The sequence below is a fragment of the Bacteroidota bacterium genome (assembly GCA_030706565.1).
Lineage (GTDB): Bacteria > Bacteroidota > Bacteroidia > Bacteroidales > JAUZOH01 > JAUZOH01.
In genome coordinates, this window is sequence record JAUZOH010000539.1 from 1 (window position 1) to 2,154 (window position 2,154).

The 2,154-nt window shown below is 38.4% G+C and carries 3 protein-coding genes; all 3 read left to right on the forward strand.

The features are described from left to right. Window positions 1–159, forward strand: a 159-nt coding sequence (locus Q8907_16540; protein MDP4275877.1) for an IMP dehydrogenase, incomplete at its 5' end; no start/stop codon positions are given. Between the two features lie 160 nt (window positions 160–319). Further along, complete coding sequence (locus Q8907_16545; protein MDP4275878.1) at window positions 320–955, forward strand: flavodoxin family protein; 636 nt, start codon at window positions 320–322, stop codon at window positions 953–955. Window positions 956–1,094: 139 nt separating this feature from the next. Then, window positions 1,095–1,940: a hypothetical protein gene (locus Q8907_16550; GenBank protein ID MDP4275879.1), complete on the forward strand. Its 846-nt coding sequence runs from the start codon at window positions 1,095–1,097 to the stop codon at window positions 1,938–1,940. Window positions 1,941–2,154: the final 214 nt, after the last annotated feature.

The following is a 2,154-nucleotide window of genomic DNA, read 5'->3' on the forward strand; positions in this document are numbered from 1 at the left end:
ATGACCTTAGGAAAGGTCAAATCGACTATGTGCAGCTGCGGGGCCTTAACCATACCGGAATTAAAGAAAAAAGCAAAGATAACCATGGTTTCATCCACAAGCATCATTGAAGGGGGTGCCCATGATGTAATCTTAAAAGAGACAAAACGGGAAAATTAAAAATTCTCCTACTTAAGGATTAGAGAAAATTTTATATCATTTTAAATACTTTAAACATGGGTTAACGAATTATTTTAATATTTGTTAGCCCATGTTTTTTATAAGAATTAATCTGTTGTTCTCCAGAAAACATTTAGAATTATTTAAAAATCTACAAATAATGAAAGTATTAGCGATTAACGGAAGTCCCAACAAGGAAGGGAATACTTTCCATGCCTTAATGATGATAGGCTCAAAGCTCATGGAACAGGGAATAGATTTTGAAATCCTGCATATAGGGAACAAAGCAATAAGAGGTTGCTTAGGTTGTGGAAAGTGCAGGCAAAATAAAGATGAAAAATGTGCCATTACAACAGATTCGATAAATGATTACGTACAGAGCATGAAACAGGCTGACGGGCTCGTACTGGCAGCACCTGTACATTACTCGGGCATTCCCGGAACCATGAAAAGCTTTCTGGACAGGACTTTTCAAGTTGCCGGCAGCAATGGCGGCCTTTTTCGCCACAAAGTCGGAGCTACAATTGTTGCAGTGCGCCGTTCAGGAGGTTCTTCAACTTTAGACAGCCTGAATCATTATCTGAGTATCTCTGAAATGCTTGTTGTTACTTCTAACTATTGGGATATAATTCACGGACGGGTACCAGGAGAGGTCGAGAAAGATGAGGAAGGTCAACAGATCATGGAGGTTTTGGGAAATAATATGGCCTGGATTTTAAAGATGAAGGAACTCTCTAAGGAAAGACTTCCCGAACCAGCACCCGTTCAAAAGGTTATGACCAATTTTATTAAATAAGGCCAGCATTCCGGTTAAAACGAACAATTTTACAATACAGCATCCTGATTTTACAACTCTGCATTTTATATTTTTAATTGCCCCCAAACCGGGTTTACTTTGATCTTAATTTGACTTGAAACCCTTAAAATTTAAGATCATGAAAAAGAAAATGAATTCAGTTTTGGCCAGTTTGCTGGTCTGCCTGGTGATGATTATGCCTTCCATAACTAATGGCCAGGGTGAAAAATCAGTCATTAAAAAATATTTGCAGAAAATTCCTGCTGTTAGGGTCAGGAACACATTGCAAAAATACAGAATGACTGCCGTTTACACCAACAGGGATCTTTATGGGAATTTCCTGGGAAAATATAAAGTTTCCGGTGATTATACCCGTGGACTTGAAAATGGCTTTGTCAAATGGAACAATATTTACATATCCGGTTCAAGCAGTTTTTCCGGACCTTTTCCGGCAGGAACGAAACAGGACTATATGGAGAATATGGAATATGTTCCGTCTCAGAAAATGCTGGGCCCTCAGGCATTTAAAAATTTCCCTTCCACGGAAGAATCTGTGCTTTCCAGGAATCTGATCTGGGATATGATGGGAATAGAAGAATTTGCATGGAACTATACCGATTCTTTAGATCTCAATAAGCCCTTCCAGATTCCTGACCTGAAAGGAGAATTCAATATGGCAGATATTGGAACTTATAATCATGCCAATATCCAATTATGCTGGACGGGTATTTCGGCCATAAATAATGAACTATGCGCGGTGATTGAGTTCAGGGCAACAGATAATAAGCTTGAACTGTCAATGCCTGCGTTAAAAACAAAAGGGACAGAACAATATTGGGGAACTGTTTGGATTTCTCTTAAAACCCGTACAATCGAATCTGCCATGTTGTATAGCGGTACTATTCAGGAGATTGAAGTACAAAGCCCTAAAAATAAATTCATCATCAAAACAATTCGGGATATAAAATTGGAGAAAATTCAGTAGAGAACTGGTAAATTTGTGCTTATGGTTGTTAAGTTGCCGGCTTTAATATGCTTTCAACTGCATTCAACCCCGTATGCTCAGTTGCAGTATTTATAATCAGTGATAACATGAACCTCAAAAAACTTTCAACCCATCTTATTCTTTTCTCTTTTTCCCTGGTTGGCGTACTCATTGTCCTATCGATCCATTCAGGTTCAAAGAACTGGAACACTTA